Here is a 16,372-nt window from a genome sequence, read left to right as displayed (position 1 = left end):
CATCATCCTTCCGTTTTACCGTTCCATTGCAAGGTCATCCCTGTTGTTGCACTGTCTGGCAATGTATTCAATTCGATTTTGATCCCAAACGAACGAATGTCCGTTTCGCCTGAGGTTTGTGTCGCTTTTTTGATTGCGAAATCCGGCGCAGCCGCTACGGTTTTAACCGTACCAACGACTTTCTCTCCCGTTGACAGCATCGTCATACTGATGTTGTTACCTACTTTAAGACCAGCAATAGATGTCTCCGGCAAGTAAAACTTAGCCCAACGTTTCTCCGTCGACTCGATTGAGAGTACAGGAAATCCAGAGCCTACAAGCTCGCCCACCTGTGCAGATTGACTAAGAACGACCCCATCGGCTGGTGCAACCAACTCTGTGTAGCTCAAGTAAGTCTCTGCTTCCAGCTGAGCCGCTTTCGCTTGCTGTTCACCGGATTGCGCCGATTGGATTGCTCCTTGAGCTTGCTGCACAGCCGCAGCTGCCGCCGCTACATCGCCCTGTCTCACTTGCACGTTGCCGCGATTGGCTTCAGCCAGCTTCAAGGTCGCTTGCGCTTGGGCTAGCAAAGCTTCCGCTCCGCGAATTTCTTCCTCACGCGGTCCTTGATTCGCCATGTTTAACTGCTGCTGTGCCAAGTCGCGTTTCGTCTTCGCTTCTTCGTAGCTCACCTTCACTTTATCCACGTCAGCTTGAGCAACAAGCCCTTGCTCCAGCATCGCTTTCATCCGATTCAAGTTTTGCTCAGCAATGGTGTAAACTTCGGAAGCCGCCTGGAACTGAATCTCAGCTTGCTTCTTCTCTTCCGGACGGGCCCCATTATGCAGCCCATCCACTTTGGCTTGTGCCGCGCTAACCGCCGCTTTAGCCTGTTCCACCTGCTGCTCGGCTGTATCAGCCGTCACGTTGACACCGGCAATGCCCTGCTGCTTCTTCGCTTGAGCGGTTGCGGTGGCTCCTTGCGCCTCAGCGATCTTGCCTTGTGCGAGCGCGACGGCCGCTTTGGCCTGCTCGACTTTCGCTTCAATCTCGGTGCTTTGCAGACGGGCTAGTACTTGCCCTTTTTTCACAGCATCCCCTTCTTTCACGAGGATTTCAGTGACTCTTCCGCCCACTTTGAAGCTGGCGCTTACTTCGTTCGATTCAATATAAGCCGTTGGATGCAGTTGGTTAACTGCATCGGTTTGGCTAGTTGCCTGTTTGGTTGTTAAAAGAAATGCACTCGTTCCGATGACAATCGCCATCGCGGAATAAACCATTGGTCTAATAAAACGCATAATTACCCCTCCACACAAATTAAAAATAAAAAAAGAATTACTTATTCAGAAAATTACCAAAATACTCCTGCAGCAGTCTCAATATCCGCTCGTTGCTTAACGGTTCATTCTGCTTCTCCCAATCAAAAACTAATGCGACATACAGCTTGAATAAAATGAAAGCCGTCATCTTCGGATCACAGCTCTTCATGGTGCCGTTATGTATCGCACGTTCCATATGTTCACTTATGAATCGAATCACTTCCGTTTCGATGCTGCCCATCGCTTCAATCGTTACCGGACTGCCATATTGTTGAACCTCATGCGCCAATTGGATGAGCAGCTCATGCTCTTTGCGAAATACGAGAATTTCATAGATAGCACCATGAATTTTCTCGAAAGGCGTTGCCCCAGCTCCAATGGCTTTTTCGGCGACTGTTTTCATTTCGGTAATTAACGACCGTACAATTTCATGCAAAAGATCTTCTTTGTTCTCAAAAAAAGTATAGATCGTCGCTTTGCCGACACCGGCTATTTTAGCGATTTGATCCATCGTCGTGCCTTTGTACCCGAATAATGAAAAAGATTTCTTTGCTGCATCCATAATCAGCAATTTTTTGGCATCCATATGCGCACCCCAGAACTTAAATACTAAATTAGTTTTGTGTTCGGATATTAATGTAACACCTTTTCCTGATTTTATCAACTATAAAAATTCATCTGCCCACTTCAGAACGCCATATATAAAAAAAGTACTTCACATGGCGACAAGCCGCGGGAAGTACTACGTCATATGAATTGGAGCCAGAATTCATTCATGACGGATCGATCCGATGCGCAAGCAAGGTATTTGAGTGTGTATTAGAAAATACTCGCTTGGAAACAATATGCAAAACATGATTTCAAAAAGCGAGTAGGTGGTTTAGTCATGGTCCTGCATTTCCTCAAGAGCTTAACCGAGTTTATGGGAAATCCATCAGATTTAAAAGTGCATCTGATACCCCCTGCGGAAGAGAAGGACCCGCAGGCTGCACTTCTTTATTTAACGAGTATAACCGATGAATCCAAGATCAATGATCTGTTTTTGCAGCCGATACTCGATGCACTGCTCGTCACTGAGGAAATGCCCGATCTGGCAACGATTTTCGTTCATAATGAGTTCCCAGTAAGCGGATGTAAGATTAACAAGGAGGTCTCTACGGTAGCACTCCAGCTATTTGAGGCGAATTGCGTTCTTCTGGATAATAGTTTAAATGAAGTCGTTTCCTTCGATGTTTCAGAGTGGCATGACCGCTCTGTTACTCCTCCTGAAACGGAACATTCGTTAATTGGCCCCCGGGATGCGTTCGTAGAAGATTTGAATATAAACATATCTATGATCCGCAGGCGGATTCGCCATGAGGATCTGCACATTGAACAATTTACGATAGGAACCAAATCCCGAACAAAGGTGAACCTTGTCTACATGAAGGGACTCGTCAACCAACAGGTGCTGGAACAGCTGCAAAATCGTATACATGCGATTGAAATGGATGTTCTTCTGGATACAACTCAGTTAGGGCACTTGATTATCGGTAATGGCAAGCGGTTTAACCCGTTTCCTTTATTTCAAACGACAGAAAGACCGGATAAAGTTGTTGCTGCTATGATGGAAGGAAGGATCCTTCTCCTGGCGGATACAACGCCTACAGGTGCCATTTTTCCAGCTACGGTCACCGCCTTATATCAGACCACGGATGATTATTATTTTCCGTCTCTTTCCGGAACGTTTATTAGAATGGTACGTTTTGTAGGTTTATTATTTACGCTGCTTCTTCCCGGAGTATATGTTTCAATTACCTCGGTGAACTACGACGCACTTCGCATCCAGTTCATGTTGGCGGTCGCTGCCAGCCGCGAAGGACTTCCCTATCCGGCTTATATCGAGGTATTGATTATGATGACGCTATTGGAACTGATCAACGAAGCGACGGTGCGATTGCCGAAGGTTATTGGAGGGTCAGCAACTATTGTTGGTGGTCTGATTATTGGTACTTCCGCGGCACAGTCCCATCTGGTCAGTAACATTATGATCGTTGTAACGGGTGCAGTAGCTGTTGGTAGCTTTACGGTCGCCAACTATATGATAGGTGTTGCTTGGAGAATGACCAGCTATGGATTAATGATATTAGCGATTCCTTGGGGTCTAAATGGCATGGCCATCGGCTCGGCGTTTATCTTGTTGTATTTGTGCCACATCAAATCGATGGGCGTGCCTTATCTCTCCCCTCTCAGTACGTTTCAGTATAGGGAATTGTTCAGAGACGCGATCTTCCGATTGCCCGCAACGATGAATCCATTTCGCCCCTCCATTTATAGTCCGGCTGCGGAAGGTACCAGACGGATTAGACTCCGAAAAGGTGAGGATTCTCTTTGATGCAAATATCAAATGAGCCAAAGCTCAATTATTCCATTCTGTTATTCGTTACGATCTTGCCGCTATCGTTGAGCCGACCGGTTTCCGTAATTTTGGAAGGTGTAGGAAGAAACAGCGTCTGGTTTCTCTTTCCCGCATTATTACTGATTTTGGCTGGAACATGGATGAGCCTTCAAGTAAGTAAACACTGTGGGGGCACTTCCCTGATGCTGGCTTGCGGCGAAATCACGTTCAGCTGGTTAACCCCTGTTACTTACTTACTTACTTACTTACTTACTTACTTACTTACTGTACGCAATACTATACCTAGGCATTGCCGCGTATGCCCTCGCATTGAGCGGCGATTTTTCCGCCCGGGCGCTACAGTATGGGGATTCAAGATCTGCAATAGTCTTCAGCACTTTAATTACTGCTTTCGCTGCCTTGTTTCCTATAGAAACACTCATTCGGTATTCCCAAGTCATTGTGATCCTTGTGACTCCGGTTATTTTGGCGCTAGCGTCGACTATGCTGATGAATACCCAGTGGAGTTGGCTTCAACCGGTATTCAATACTAAGGAAATGATTCATCCCGTGTCTGCAGCCGCCACAATCATGTGTATCTTCTCGCCATTAGCTGCAGTCACTCTGATTAGCCGCAAAAGCACAAAAGTTTCTTTTCTCTCGCTTAGCGTATACATAACACTTGCTGCTGTAATTATGTCCTTTCTAGTTGCCATGAGCATCGCAACATTCGGTATCCATTCTGCTCGAAAAATGGAGTATTTGGTTTTCTATGGTCAAAGTGCTGTGCATATCGAAAGCTTTATATTTGAAAGAACCATTTTTCTTGGCAGTGTCCTTTTACTCTTCTTTAAGATCGTTGGAAACGCTTTTCTGATGCGGTGTGCGGCCTTAAGCTTGGCGCAAACATTTAACGCTCGGCTCGGCATCGTTCCAGTCCTGTTAGTAGGAGGAATCGTTTCAGTGTTTTTTTGGAAAATAAATATCCCTTTCTTTTTTCTCAAGGCTCCCCTATGGCTAGGCTATTACAGCTTCTTCCTGATTGTCGTCTTTCCGGCGTTGATCTACGGCATTCTGCTGCTAAGGGGAAACAAGGCATGAGATACCGCGCATGCACATTGTTTCTGGTTTTGGCGTGTATGGTAACGACCATTGGTTGTTCGAATGTGAAGCAGTTGAATAGAATCTCTTTTATTACGGCAATTGGTATTGATAAGGGGGATTCGGGCGTTATCGTTCACGCCTTGATTGCCGTTCCCGGGAAATTCTCTTCGCTTTCTCCGGGAGGTGCAGGAGGGACTGAAAAACAGAGTCCCAATTATATTTTAAGTAAAGAGGGCACTGATGTTGCGGAAGCTTTGTTCAAAATGAAACGTGAAACGGCCCGGGATATGAACTTCGGTCACACCAGGCTTATTTTGTTCTCCGACGAACTGGCCAAGGAGGGGGTTGACCATCTTTTCGATTTATTTATGCGCAGAGAGGAATTCCAGATTAACGCATGGATTGCTATTACGAAGGGAAGCACAAAGGGTGTCCTTCAAGCTAAACCAGAAGTGCCGCAATCTGTGAACGATTATTGGGTCGATGTCTTCTCCCGAGCGGGCTCGGATTCCATGGAAATTCTTCCGATCTATCTTTATCAGTTCTACAGTTACTTACACGAGCCGGGAAGAACGCCTTATGCGATGGAGATCACCACGCAGAAAGAGGGAAATGAACTTCGATTAACCGATCTTGGACTATTTCGCAAGGGGAAAATGGTCGGAACCATTACGCCCAAGGAAACGAATTATTTACAAATAATTAGTGGCAATCGTTTAAAATCAGCATCGCTCACGATGATGAAAAAAAACTTCATCGTACTGAAGTATCATACAAAGCAGAAGATCACCGAGGAAGGGATCAAGCTCGACATGAGCTTCCAAATCGAATTAGATGATAATCCTTCTGGGGCTTCCTTACCACTTTCCGAGATGCACGAGCTTGAATCGGTGATCGCCGACACCCTTCAGGGGGATATCGAACGTTTAATCAATAAACTGCAAAAGTTAAAAACGGATCCTGCCGGTTTTGGCGAGAAATACCGGATTGCACATGGTGGCGATTTACAAGCAGACGAATGGCTTGAGAGTATTTTTCCGAAGCTGCCCATCCACGTGAAGGTCAAGGTCAGCATCGAAAGAAAAGGGATGCTTACATAAGGTTTTGTCCACGAGACCATACAGAAGCCGAAGGGCCCCCCCCTTCCGGCTTCTGTGTATGGAACATATTACCAACTGCAATAATCAATACAGCGAGAGGAAACCATTCATGGAAAGGCCGCTTTATTCATTCACAACGGCATCTCTAAAAGGGATCTCTCAAGTCTTGTTAATTGATAATACGATAACCGGATTTATCATCCTTTTGGCCATAACGATAACTAGTTTTTCAATTTGAAACTTGCCAGCGGTTTGTTCGTGAGCAATGCTTTGGTAAAAAACCGATCTCATTCCGCAAATATTAAACTAGTCTCCGTTTTTTCAAAATACCATCTCTACCCCTTGCTATAAACGCGCGTTTATTTGGGTATATACGTCTCCCCATCCTCGCTGTCAATAAAGCTTCATCATAGAATCCTGTCTTTAACTGCCTATTTATTGAAAAGAGACCCAAACCCAAAACATATAAATTCTTATCTCTTAAGAAAAACCGTCAGGAGATTTTTCTTCCTGACGGTCATTTTTTTACAGTGGACCAAGCGTATATTAGATCCAAGCCTTCAGACTGATCTGTTTAATAAAATCTTCCGTGGATTGGACTTCTTTATCTCGTTCTTTTTCGGGCTCGCCACTCGTTTCGCCGTTCATAATTTTGCGGAACAGCTCTTCATTCTTTGTAGCAAGCGCAAAATCTATTAGCGATTCTCTCTCGATTTTATCTGCCTCCTGATGGAGAAGAACTTCTTCAAGCTCAATATCGGACGCAGGCACGTAGTAGTGTTTGTTTTCCTTAGGAACACGAACAACGTAATCGAAAATGTTATCATTATTCCGGTCATAAGCAATAATATATCCGTATCCGCCTATTGGCAGATTTTGTTCTAAACTATCGGCAATGACTATTATTTTTTCACCAAGACGAAGCATCTGAATTCCCCCTACCTATATAAAGCTACTTAAATCTAGCAATTTAATCAGCCTGCTGACTTACTAATAATATCGTACTAAAAAAACTAGATTGTGTCTAACTGTAATCCATTGTTCATACTCCATTCATATTTCTTGCTTAAAATGGGTTGATTTTACTACATGTAAGGAGATGATCATTTTGCTAAAACGATCATTAAACACGCTGCGCTATGTTGGATGGGCAGAAGGTTCGTCCTTTCTTATTTTGCTGGGCATCGCCATGCCGCTTAAATACTTGCTAGACATTCCACAAGCCGTCAGGCTGGTAGGTATGGCACATGGATTTCTATTCGTCCTTTATCTGCTCGCCGTTGCTTGGGTTACTATTCTTCATCGTTGGCCCATAAGGCGCGTATTGGGTGCTTTTCTTGCTGCATTTATCCCTTTTGGTCCTTTTCTGCTGGATCGTCGAATTCGTAAATAAGATCATGTTAAATGGATAACAAGTACGATTGAGCGCGAAGAAGCCAGGGCTGCCTTATCTGGTTTTATTTGCGTTTCATCTTATATGAGTGAGAATTTGTAAAATTTCAAGATTATGAGGGAAACTGGTATAGTAATGAAAGACTGTTTAATTGGATAAGACAAGATAAGGAGGTTCATCATGAGTGGGGACACACCTAAAAAAGCTAAACCTTCGCTAACAGAAGGCCCAATAGCTAAGACTTTGATCTTTTTTTCTTTACCGATCCTGTTAGGGAACGTGCTGCAGACGCTTAACGGCTCTATCAATGCGATATGGATAGGCAAATATCTGGGTGAAGGAGCGCTGGCCGCGACTTCCAATGCCAACATTATCATGTTCTTCTTAATTAGCTCCATCTTTGGGATTGCGATGGCCGCCGTTATTATGATCGGCCAAAATTTGGGCGCACAGAAGACCCACGAGGCTAAGAAAGTGGTCGGTACCAGCACCGTCTTCTTTTTCATCTTATCCATCATCGTTGCTTTATTCGGACTATTTTTCTCTTCGACTATTCTGGGTTGGATGAATACACCTGCCGATGTGAAAGATCTCGCAGTTACATACACGCGTATCTTATTCGCAGGTGTGCCGTTTATGTTCGGCTACAACTTGGTCATGGCTATTTTGCGAGGCTCAGGTGATGCGAAAACACCCTTTTACTTCCTACTCTTGTCAGCTGTATTGGACATTGTCCTTAATCCTCTGCTCATTCAAGGGATGGGGCCTTTTCCGAAAATGGGGATCGCCGGTTCTGCTGTTGCTACCTTTGTGGCTCAACTGATCAGCTTCGTTTTGTTAGTTCTTTATTTATATCGAAAGAAATATTTCCTGCGAATTACGAAAGCTGATATTCCTCTGCTTCGCATCAATTGGACGATCGTTCGGACGTTGATTCAAAAAGGGCTGCCCATGGGCTTAAATATGGTGGTGGTTTCGCTGAGCAACTTGATGCTTGTACATCTCGTGAACTCATACGGATCCGAATCGACCGCTGCTTTCGGCGTTGCGATGCAAATATCCAGCTATGTGCAAATGCCCGCCATGGCGATCGGTGGAGCCGTGACTTCTATGGCCGCGCAAAATATAGGCGCTGGGAAATGGGACAGGGTTAATCGGATTACTTGGACCGGTGTAGGGGTTAACATTTTGATGACGGGACTGATTGTCGCTGTTCTCCACTTGTTCAACCGTGAGGTCGTTAGTCTTTTCCTTCCACCGAGTGGGAAGGCGATTGCACTAGGCGTGCACATTAATAATATTACACTTTGGTCATTTATTATTTTTGGCGTATTCAACGTCGTTGCGGGTGTCGTTCGCTCTGCAGGTTCAGTCGTATTCCCACTGATTGTTGCCTTTATTGCCCTGCTGCTGGTACGCATTCCTCTTGCTACTGTGCTAGCGAATAAATATGGATTTGATGTCATTTGGTGGAGCTTCCCGGTTAGCTTTAGTGTGGCAGCAACGCTGAATTTACTCTATTACCGCTTTGGGAAATGGAAGCAAGCCAGGATGATTCCCAGCAAAACGTAGAAAAAAGTCTGCTTAGCCCTTCGTGGCTTTGGCAGACTTTTTTTGTCGAGATTAAAGCTGAAGAAGATCTTTATGGATTTTGATAACAATCTTTTTGTTTGCCGTCTCCTTTGAAACGGAGCAGTTTGGACGATGGATATCTGAAGGAAAGCACACTGCAAACATGCCGGGCTTCAGTAGAATTTCGGTTTCCCGCTCTGATGGGTCTGATTCATAAAAGGCGATATCATGCGTGTCGAACTTATTTTCGACCACTATTGCCCCCGGATGCAGCTTGTAGAAACTAAGTCTTTCCTCGCCACTGGCAAGAAACTGTATATCCGTGTATATCATATGAGACTCAGGCATTTGCTGTTCGAATGGACAAGTCACTACTTCCTGAACGTTAGCAAACATCAGATGGCCATTATCGCCTTCCAGATCGTATCTCCCAACCTCAGCCTCACTTAGCTTGCGATTCACAATGTAATCAATACCTCGCGCAACTGCCGGCGGCCATAGATGACGCTCTTGTTCAAAATGCTTCACATCGCTGATAATCATGTAATATAAGGCTCCTTCGTATCACCAAATTAAAACTTAAAAAGACCCGCCTGTTAAGCGGGTCTGAGATGCTTAAAACTTTTCTTGGTTTGCGCCTTCCCAATCCGCCAAAAACTTCTCGATCCCTGCATCTGTCAGCGGGTGTTTGCTCATGGACTCAATAACTTTGTAAGGCACTGTAGCAATATGTGACCCTGCAAGCGCAGCTTCAATCACGTGAGCGGAGTGACGAACGCTGGCAGAGATGATTTCTGATTTGATACCGTGTACTTGGAAAATTTGGCTGATTTCTTTAATAAGATTCATACCTACTTGGTTGATATCATCCAAACGTCCGATAAATGGAGACACGTATGTTGCTCCTGCGCGTGCAGCAAGCAAAGCTTGCGTTGAGCTGAAGATCAAGGTTACGTTCGTTGGGATACCCAGTGATCTGAAAACGCTAGTCGCTTGAAGTCCATCCAACGTCATTGGAAGCTTAATAACAACATTCGGGCTTAGTTTAGCAAGCTTCTTGCCTTGCTCAACCATTTCGTCCGCTTTCAGTGAAACGACTTCTGCACTAATCGGTACATCGCCGACGATGGAGATGATTTCTTTTACGGTTTCGAAAAAGTCTCTACCTTCTTTAGCAATTAGTGAAGGGTTGGTCGTTACTCCTGCAACAACACCTAATGCGTGAGCTTTGCGAATTTCTTCTACATTGGCTGTGTCGATAAACAATTTCATCCTGTATCCCTGCCTTTTCTCCCTTTTGTGGGCTCTTATTGGAAATACTTCTGTTTGATTTGTTGAACGATTGCATCTGCTGTAAAGCCGTATTCGCGAATTACTCGATCTGCCTTCGCTGATGCACCAAATTTACGGATGCCTACAACGAAGCCATCGCCTCCCGTAATCTCTTCCCATCCAGCCGGATAGGCCATCTCAAGGACAACATTTGCTTTAACTTGTGGTAAAAGGATGGCATTTCGCACTTCTTCAGGCTGCTGCTCGAACAATTCACGGCTTGGCATGGAAATAACACGAGCCCCAATACCATCTTGCGCCAACTGCTTCTTCACGTCAAGTGCTAAGCTAACTTCAGAGCCTGTTGCGATGAGTTGAATATCAGGGGTCGCTGATGCATCAACATCGGATAAAATATAAGCTCCTTGATGAATATGAGCATAAGCAAGCTGATCCGTGCCCGGAAGCACCGGCAAATTCTGACGCGAAAGCGCGAATACGAACGGACCTTCTTTCGCTTGGAGCACATACTCCCAAGCCGCTGCTGTTTCGTTAGCGTCCGCAGGGCGGAACAGCGTCAGATCCGGAATCATCCGCATGGAAGGGATCTGTTCGATCGGCTGATGCGTCGGGCCGTCTTCGCCGACAGCGATGCTGTCATGCGTGAATACATACGCAACAGGTAGCTTCATGAGCGCGGACAAGCGAATCGCGCCGCGCAAATAGTCGCTGAACACGAGGAACGTTCCGCCGAAAGCGCGCATTCCGCCGTGCAGCAGCATGCCGTTCAGCGCTGCGCCCATGGCGAACTCGCGGACGCCGAACCAGAAGTTGCGGCCGCTGTAATCGGCGGCGCTGAATGCCGCGGCGTCGTTAATCATGGTGAAGTTGGAGCTCGCTAGGTCGGCGGAGCCGCCTACTAGCTGAGGTACCCGCTTCGCCAAGCCGTTAATCACTTTGCCCGAGGCTGTGCGCGTCGAAATCGCACCGCTCTCTGGGGTAAAGCGCGGCACATCGGCATTCCAGTCCGCTGGAAGGTCGCCGCGGTTCGCGAGCTCGAATTGCTGAGCGAGCTCGGGGTACGCAGCCTGGTAGCTGTTCCACAGCTGCTCCCAGCTGTTTTGGGCTTGTACGCCCAGTTCCTTATGCTGGGCGAAGTGCTTGTAGACCTCGGCCGGGACGTAGAAGTCCGGCTCGAGCGGCCACCCCAGAGCCTGCTTCGTCAGCAGCAGCTCTTCTTTGCCGAGCGGCGAGCCATGCGTGCCGCCGTGGCCGCCTTTGCCGGCTTTGTTCGGACTGCCGAAGCCGATCGTTGTTTTGATCTCAATCAGGGTCGGACGCCCAAGATCCGCCTTGCCTTCTTCGATCGCGGCGGAAATGGCCACAACGTTGTTTTGCTCTTCCACACGTAAGTATTGCCAACCATAGGATTCAATACGCGTCCGAATATTTTCAGAGAATGACATGTTCAAATCGCCGTCGAGCGAAATATCATTTGAATCGTAGAGCACAATTAGCTTGCCCAATTTCAAATGACCTGCCAATGATGCAGCTTCGGAGGAAACACCTTCCATCAAGTCGCCATCTCCGCAAATCGCATACGTGAAGTGATCAACGATTGGGAAGTTCGGTTTATTGTAGACGGAAGCCTGATGGGCTTCGGCCATTGCCATACCGACAGCCATAGCAACTCCTTGGCCGAGGGGTCCCGTTGTCGCTTCAACACCCGCCGTATGACCATACTCAGGATGCCCGGGAGTACGGCTTCCCCATTGACGGAATTCCTTGATGTCGTCAAGGGTAACATCATAACCGCTTAGGTGCAGCAAACTATAAAGAAGCATCGAGCCATGTCCTGCCGAAAGAACAAATCGATCACGATCAACCCATTTCGGATTCGTCGGATTGTGCTTCAAATGCTGTGTCCAAAGTGCGTACGCCATTGGCGCCGCACCCATCGGCATACCAGGATGACCCATAGCCGCTTTCTCGACTGCATCGATTGTAAGTGTTCTTATTGTATTGATGCTTAACTCTTCAATGCCAACAGTAGTCTGATTCAAAAGAGATTCGCCTCCATCAATTGGGTTGTATTACTTCCAGCTACTCTTTATTATAAGGTTTGATGAAGCATTCAAATAATTGATAGTTTCGATACTCGCTATAGAAGCTGTCTATATCGTGAGTTTTGAGCTTTGGGCGGCTGAGAGCTGCGAGCTGATGTGGAAACCTCATCGAAACGCAAAAAAAGGCGCGCCCAGCCAAACTGAGCACGCCTTTTTCACAAACTAACGATCGCTTTAATGACCTTCGACTCTGGTTTCAGCCAAGTCTCGAACTGATCAATCATATCCTCAAATGTCGCGCGGTGCGTGATGTAGCGCGCGATGTCGATGATGCCGTCTTGCATGGCAGCCCGTACGGTATCGAAATCCTCCATGGTCGCATTGCGGCTGCTCATTAAGGTCAGCTCCCGTTTATGAAAGTCGGGATCGTGGAAGGTAATATCGGCCTTAACAAGTCCGACATACACAAGTTTGCCGCCATGTGCGACAAGTCCGAACGACTCTGTCATCGACCTAGCGTTCCCAGTCGCATCGAATACGACGGTAGGGAATTCGCCGTTCGTTAACTCGGCTAGCTGTTCCAACGGCTGCTGCAAGGCATTAATCGTATGGCCGATGCCTGCCCAATCACGGCAAAAGGCCAACCGCTCATCGTTAACGTCCATCGCAATCACATTCGCACCGCGCTGCCTAGCCAGGATCATGACGCCGAGTCCGATTGGACCAGCGCCAATCACCAGCACGTTGTCACCAGCGAGAAGTTCGGATCTCCTCACCGCGTGGGCTCCGATGCTGAGCGGCTCTAGCATCGCTGCTTGGTCTAGCGTCAGCCCGTTGGTCTTGATGAGATGGCTGACTGGCAAGGAGATCAGCTCTCTCATCCCTCCGTCGATATGTACGCCAAGTACATTCATATCTGTACAGCAGTTTGTCTTGCCATTACGGCAAGCAATACATGTCCCGCAGTGCATATAAGGGAGGATGCTTACTTGATCACCGATTTGCAGTCCTGTGACTCCCTCACCTTCTTGCAATCCTGTGACGCTCTCACCGATCTGTTCAATATAACCAGCCAGTTCATGCCCGAGAATACGCGGATAGCTAAAAAACGGCTGATTCCCTTTAAACGCATGCAAATCCGTCCCGCATATGCCAATCCTTTTGATGCGAACAATAGCTTCTTCTGCTCTTAGACTAGGTTCCGGAACTTCTTCTAGCTTAAACTTCTCGACCTGTTCACATATAATTGCTCTCACACCTGATTCCCCCTGTCCGATTACAAATAGGTCTTCTCGTTATATTCGGGTCTTCCACTGATCCAAGACTTATTGTGGATGGGGGCCAGGATCTCCAACACCTCCTGAAGCAGCTCGGTGTCCATTGGTTCATCTATCCACGCAATATTATTGCGAATGTTGTCAGGGTTCGCTGTGCTGACTAGCGTAGTAGGGATGCGTTCATTCGCTGTTGCATAATATCGATATAATCCGTCTGAAGCCGCTGTAAGCTCTCATCGACACTTTCCAGAATTCGCTGCTTCGAGAAATCGAACGCCTCTGCTCCGTACGAAATACAGAACTTAATGAAGAGGCACCAAAGCTCAGCACGGAGACATCAAGCCCCGTTTTTCCTAATTGACGATACTTCATAACTTATAAAATTCCTTTGCATTTAGTCCGAATAAGCGGGCATTATCTGCTTCCGACCAATTGTCTGGCAATGCTTCAGTAAGCACTTCAATAACTTCATCATACTCGGCTGCGAGCAAACAAACCGGCCAATCACTGCCGAATAAAACACGCTCCGTTCCGAATACATCTATCACATGCTGGATATAAGCCGTAAAATCCTCATGCTTCCACTCCGTATGATTGGCTTCAGTCACCATGCCGGATAGCTTACAATATAGTTTTGGATGCTTCGCAATTGCCGCCATTTGGCTTTTCCAAGGCTCAATAACGCCATCTGCAATTCGCGGCTTAGCCATATGATCAATTACTGCGCGTAAACCCGGAACCAAATTCAAAAGCTGAACCACCGGCTCCAATTGATGGGATACGACAAGCAGATCAACGGGTACATCTTTTTCAGCAAAATATCGTAACGCTTCTACAAAATGAGGCTCAAGTATCACACTCGCATCCGGCATTTCTTGAATCATGACCCTAAAGCCTACATATTTGGGATGCTGGCTAAACCTTTTATAATGGATCTGGTAGTCAGGGTTATTCAAATTTAGCCAACCTACGACACCGGCAATTGAATCTGATTCCTCGCTTAAGGATAATAGGTAATCCGTTTCTTCTAATGTCGGCGCCGCTTGAACAACAATGGTTTGATCCAAACGATGCTGGTGCAGGCGGGGCAACAAGTCGTCCGGCAAATAATCACGGTACAGCACGGACAGCTCCGGTGTAAGCCACCCATAGTCACCCCGATCCATCTTCCAATAATGTTGGTGTGCATCGATCCGCATTGAGATTCTCCTCTTCATCATCCATATTTGGTACCGCTTTCTTCTATTGTATCACCAAATAAATCATATGAAATAACGATATCTAGCATCATTATACGGTTTTTTGATATCATGGGTTTACAAGCTAACTTGAAGGAGGATTCTTATGCATCCCGTACGCAAAGTGTTCGATGCTAACGATGCCTTCCCATTTTCATATGCCTACAAAAACACAAAGAGCTCGCAAAGCGAGCTCCCTGAGCATTTCCACGATTGGTATGAGATTGTGTATGTTTATCGTGGAAAAGGAACCTTTTTTATCGATCATACTTTTTATGAAATGAAGCAAGGCGATCTCTTCCTTATCCCTGGCAATACGATTCACCGGGCAACGCCGGTAGAGAGACTGCCTGTAACGTCCACAGCGATTTATTTCAACCCCAGCATCGTACAAGCTCCTAACCTGGGTGACTCATTTTCTTATTTGCATTGCTTCGAGCAAGCTGCAGAACACCGCAATTACAAGCTTGAAACTCTACTCCCCCAGCGTCAACACCTAGATATGTGGTTGGAATCCATTCAATTTGAATGCAAACGTCCCAATTTGGGTCACCGGCAAGCTATCTTGCTGCAGCTCCTTCAGCTCCTGCTTTTTTTGAATCGTGATTTGGGTTCTGGCACTAAGCCTAACGCAGGTGATTCCATTGCTCCCCCTGTGTGGATGAGGGAAATTTTGCTCTATATCGATCAACATTTCTGTGAGGACATCGGCCTCAAGACGCTTTCGAAGCAAGCTTCCGTTACACCCGCCCATTTCAGCCGGGTATTTAAGCAGTTAATTGGGATGAATATTACCGCCTATATCATGACCAAACGAATTATCCGAGCGAAGCAGCTGCTTAGCGAAAACGACCTCAACATTAGCATCATCGCAGAAATGTGCGGCTTCGAGAGTTTACCTCATTTTCATGCCATGTTCAAAAGAGTACTAGGGATGACTCCCGCGGCTGCTAGAAAGTCGACTAGATAGCTAAGCTGCACTGGCTAGGAAGCGTTCAATCTAGCAATTGTGATCATATATGTGGTCCCTTTGGCGACTTCACTCTTAACCTCTATCTTACCTTGCATCTTTTTAATAATGCTAAACGAAACCATTGTACCAAGACCCGTCCCTTTATCTTTGGTGGAATAATAAGGAGTTCCAAGTCGATTCATTTGCTCTTTGGTCATTCCAATGCCAGTATCTCCTACCGAAATGACAACATGTCCGTTGATAGAATGGGCGGTAAATGTCAAAATCCCACCCTCAGGCATGGCCTCAATACTATTTTTTCCGATATTAATTAGCGCTTGCCGCAATTTATTTTTATCACCGAGAATAAGAAGCTCATCTTGCTCGATTTGTTTGATGATCTGTACATTTTGATAATTCGCATAGGAAGAAAGGAGCCAATACTTAGCGCAACAGCGCGTAAATCAAAGGTAAGACCATTAAGTACGACAGGGAACGTCATTGTGGCCACGAGTGTGATACTAAAAACAGTGGCAATAATCACCCGATTATAACCATTTTCACGATCTGTTTTCATAATATAGGGGTAGATAATAACAGGTAGAAACACAATAAATAAATTAAATAATAGTTCCCTAACGTTATTAAACATATAGCCTCCTAGTAGCGTCCATACACATAACAGTACCACTAAACGTGATGCGGAACCAATGAAAAAACAAC

Annotated in this window: 19 protein-coding genes and 1 pseudogene; 8 read left to right on the top strand and 12 right to left on the bottom strand. The window is 46.2% G+C overall.

From position 1 onward, the window contains the following. Positions 1-2: 2 nt before the first annotated feature. On the bottom strand, positions 3-1,277 hold the full coding sequence (locus ACBP55_RS06870) for an HlyD family secretion protein (protein WP_464650645.1): 1,275 nt from the start codon (positions 1,275-1,277) through the stop codon (positions 3-5). Positions 1,278-1,314: 37 nt separating this feature from the next. Then, positions 1,315-1,884 (bottom strand): TetR/AcrR family transcriptional regulator, encoded by a 570-nt coding sequence (locus tag ACBP55_RS06865; RefSeq protein ID WP_464650644.1) that lies wholly within the window; start codon positions 1,882-1,884, stop codon positions 1,315-1,317. A 300-nt stretch (positions 1,885-2,184) separates the two neighbouring features. On the opposite strand from ACBP55_RS06865, the gene ACBP55_RS06860 reads away from it, so the two are divergent. The 5 genes from ACBP55_RS06860 to ACBP55_RS06840 are packed head-to-tail and all read left to right on the top strand — an operon-like array spanning position 2,185 to position 6,117. After that, positions 2,185-3,672 (top strand): spore germination protein, encoded by a 1,488-nt coding sequence (locus ACBP55_RS06860; RefSeq protein WP_464650643.1) that lies wholly within the window; start codon positions 2,185-2,187, stop codon positions 3,670-3,672. Then, positions 3,669-4,229 (top strand): hypothetical protein, encoded by a 561-nt coding sequence (locus tag ACBP55_RS06855; RefSeq protein WP_464650642.1) that lies wholly within the window; start codon positions 3,669-3,671, stop codon positions 4,227-4,229. The genes ACBP55_RS06860 and ACBP55_RS06855 overlap by 4 nt, the downstream gene beginning before the upstream one ends. Beyond that, entirely contained in the window at positions 4,180-4,776 is a 597-nt protein-coding gene (locus ACBP55_RS06850; protein WP_464650641.1) for a hypothetical protein, read from the top strand. Before ACBP55_RS06855 ends, ACBP55_RS06850 begins: the two co-directional genes overlap by 50 nt. After that, on the top strand, positions 4,773-5,879 hold the full coding sequence (locus ACBP55_RS06845; RefSeq protein WP_464650640.1) for a Ger(x)C family spore germination protein: 1,107 nt from the start codon (positions 4,773-4,775) through the stop codon (positions 5,877-5,879). The genes ACBP55_RS06850 and ACBP55_RS06845 overlap by 4 nt, the downstream gene beginning before the upstream one ends. Before the next feature lie 58 nt (positions 5,880-5,937). Continuing rightward, positions 5,938-6,117, top strand: coding sequence for an urea transporter (locus ACBP55_RS06840; protein WP_464650639.1), 180 nt, complete (start codon positions 5,938-5,940; stop codon positions 6,115-6,117). A 308-nt stretch (positions 6,118-6,425) separates the two neighbouring features. Here the strand turns inward: ACBP55_RS06840 and ACBP55_RS06835 are convergent, their stop codons facing one another. Further along, on the bottom strand, positions 6,426-6,806 hold the full coding sequence (locus ACBP55_RS06835; RefSeq protein ID WP_464650638.1) for an ATPase: 381 nt from the start codon (positions 6,804-6,806) through the stop codon (positions 6,426-6,428). 172 nt (positions 6,807-6,978) lie between these two features. Here ACBP55_RS06835 and ACBP55_RS06830 point away from each other — a divergent pair, with 172 nt between their 5' ends. Together ACBP55_RS06830 and ACBP55_RS06825 are read left to right on the top strand one after the other, a co-directional pair. Further along, entirely contained in the window at positions 6,979-7,272 is a 294-nt protein-coding gene (locus ACBP55_RS06830) for a DUF3817 domain-containing protein (RefSeq protein ID WP_464650637.1), read from the top strand. A 180-nt stretch (positions 7,273-7,452) separates the two neighbouring features. Then, positions 7,453-8,844, top strand: a complete 1,392-nt coding sequence (locus ACBP55_RS06825; RefSeq protein WP_464650636.1) for an MATE family efflux transporter — start codon at positions 7,453-7,455, stop codon at positions 8,842-8,844. Between the two features lie 51 nt (positions 8,845-8,895). Here ACBP55_RS06825 and ACBP55_RS06820 read toward each other — a convergent pair whose 3' ends face one another. From ACBP55_RS06820 to ACBP55_RS06790, 7 genes and pseudogenes are all read right to left on the bottom strand, one after another. Further along, positions 8,896-9,387: a NanQ anomerase/TabA/YiaL family protein gene (locus ACBP55_RS06820; RefSeq protein WP_464650635.1), complete on the bottom strand. Its 492-nt coding sequence runs from the start codon at positions 9,385-9,387 to the stop codon at positions 8,896-8,898. 72 nt (positions 9,388-9,459) lie between these two features. Continuing rightward, positions 9,460-10,116, bottom strand: coding sequence for a fructose-6-phosphate aldolase (fsa, locus tag ACBP55_RS06815; protein WP_079418788.1), 657 nt, complete (start codon positions 10,114-10,116; stop codon positions 9,460-9,462). Between the two features lie 35 nt (positions 10,117-10,151). Beyond that, positions 10,152-12,179: a transketolase gene (gene tkt / locus ACBP55_RS06810; RefSeq protein WP_464650634.1), complete on the bottom strand. Its 2,028-nt coding sequence runs from the start codon at positions 12,177-12,179 to the stop codon at positions 10,152-10,154. 218 nt (positions 12,180-12,397) lie between these two features. Next, on the bottom strand, positions 12,398-13,438 hold the full coding sequence (locus ACBP55_RS06805) for a zinc-binding alcohol dehydrogenase family protein (protein WP_464650633.1): 1,041 nt from the start codon (positions 13,436-13,438) through the stop codon (positions 12,398-12,400). A gap of 20 nt (positions 13,439-13,458) precedes the next feature. After that, positions 13,459-13,656: pseudogene (locus ACBP55_RS06800) on the bottom strand (aldo/keto reductase); the annotation flags it as partial. Continuing rightward, positions 13,620-13,709: a hypothetical protein gene (locus tag ACBP55_RS06795; protein WP_464653252.1), complete on the bottom strand. Its 90-nt coding sequence runs from the start codon at positions 13,707-13,709 to the stop codon at positions 13,620-13,622. The gene ACBP55_RS06795 and the pseudogene ACBP55_RS06800, both read right to left, overlap by 37 nt. Before the next feature lie 118 nt (positions 13,710-13,827). Continuing rightward, a complete protein-coding gene (locus ACBP55_RS06790; RefSeq protein ID WP_464650632.1) occupies positions 13,828-14,658 on the bottom strand; it encodes an amidohydrolase family protein in 831 nt (276 codons plus the stop codon). 145 nt (positions 14,659-14,803) lie between these two features. Here ACBP55_RS06790 and ACBP55_RS06785 point away from each other — a divergent pair, with 145 nt between their 5' ends. Further along, positions 14,804-15,667, top strand: a complete 864-nt coding sequence (locus ACBP55_RS06785; RefSeq protein ID WP_464650631.1) for an AraC family transcriptional regulator — start codon at positions 14,804-14,806, stop codon at positions 15,665-15,667. A 14-nt stretch (positions 15,668-15,681) separates the two neighbouring features. On the opposite strand, the gene ACBP55_RS06780 is transcribed toward ACBP55_RS06785, so the two are convergent. Together ACBP55_RS06780 and ACBP55_RS06775 are read right to left on the bottom strand one after the other, a co-directional pair. Continuing rightward, the gene (locus ACBP55_RS06780) at positions 15,682-15,996 is read right to left on the bottom strand and encodes an ATP-binding protein (protein WP_464650630.1); all 315 of its coding nucleotides are present in this window, start codon (positions 15,994-15,996) and stop codon (positions 15,682-15,684) included. Beyond that, positions 15,981-16,301, bottom strand: coding sequence for a hypothetical protein (locus tag ACBP55_RS06775; RefSeq protein ID WP_464650629.1), 321 nt, complete (start codon positions 16,299-16,301; stop codon positions 15,981-15,983). Before ACBP55_RS06775 ends, ACBP55_RS06780 begins: the two co-directional genes overlap by 16 nt. Between the last annotated feature and the right edge of the window lie 71 nt (positions 16,302-16,372).

The sequence above is a fragment of the Paenibacillus sp. WG02 genome (assembly GCF_055396115.1).
This window is presented reverse-complemented; position numbering and strand designations above follow the sequence as displayed.

Coding starts and splice junctions, on each gene's coding strand:
- ACBP55_RS06870 (WP_464650645.1), bottom strand. CDS start 1,277: ATGCGTTTTATTAGACCAATGGTTTATTCCGCGATGGCGATTGTCATC.
- ACBP55_RS06865 (WP_464650644.1), bottom strand. CDS start 1,884: ATGGATGCCAAAAAATTGCTGATTATGGATGCAGCAAAGAAATCTTTT.
- ACBP55_RS06860 (WP_464650643.1), top strand. CDS start 2,185: ATGGTCCTGCATTTCCTCAAGAGCTTAACCGAGTTTATGGGAAATCCA.
- ACBP55_RS06850 (WP_464650641.1), top strand. CDS start 4,180: ATGCTGATGAATACCCAGTGGAGTTGGCTTCAACCGGTATTCAATACT.
- ACBP55_RS06845 (WP_464650640.1), top strand. CDS start 4,773: ATGAGATACCGCGCATGCACATTGTTTCTGGTTTTGGCGTGTATGGTA.
- ACBP55_RS06840 (WP_464650639.1), top strand. CDS start 5,938: ATGGAACATATTACCAACTGCAATAATCAATACAGCGAGAGGAAACCA.
- ACBP55_RS06835 (WP_464650638.1), bottom strand. CDS start 6,806: ATGCTTCGTCTTGGTGAAAAAATAATAGTCATTGCCGATAGTTTAGAA.
- ACBP55_RS06830 (WP_464650637.1), top strand. CDS start 6,979: ATGATCATTTTGCTAAAACGATCATTAAACACGCTGCGCTATGTTGGA.
- ACBP55_RS06825 (WP_464650636.1), top strand. CDS start 7,453: ATGAGTGGGGACACACCTAAAAAAGCTAAACCTTCGCTAACAGAAGGC.
- ACBP55_RS06820 (WP_464650635.1), bottom strand. CDS start 9,387: ATGATTATCAGCGATGTGAAGCATTTTGAACAAGAGCGTCATCTATGG.
- fsa (WP_079418788.1), bottom strand. CDS start 10,116: ATGAAATTGTTTATCGACACAGCCAATGTAGAAGAAATTCGCAAAGCT.
- ACBP55_RS06790 (WP_464650632.1), bottom strand. CDS start 14,658: ATGCGGATCGATGCACACCAACATTATTGGAAGATGGATCGGGGTGAC.
- ACBP55_RS06785 (WP_464650631.1), top strand. CDS start 14,804: ATGCATCCCGTACGCAAAGTGTTCGATGCTAACGATGCCTTCCCATTT.
- ACBP55_RS06775 (WP_464650629.1), bottom strand. CDS start 16,301: ATGTTTAATAACGTTAGGGAACTATTATTTAATTTATTTATTGTGTTT.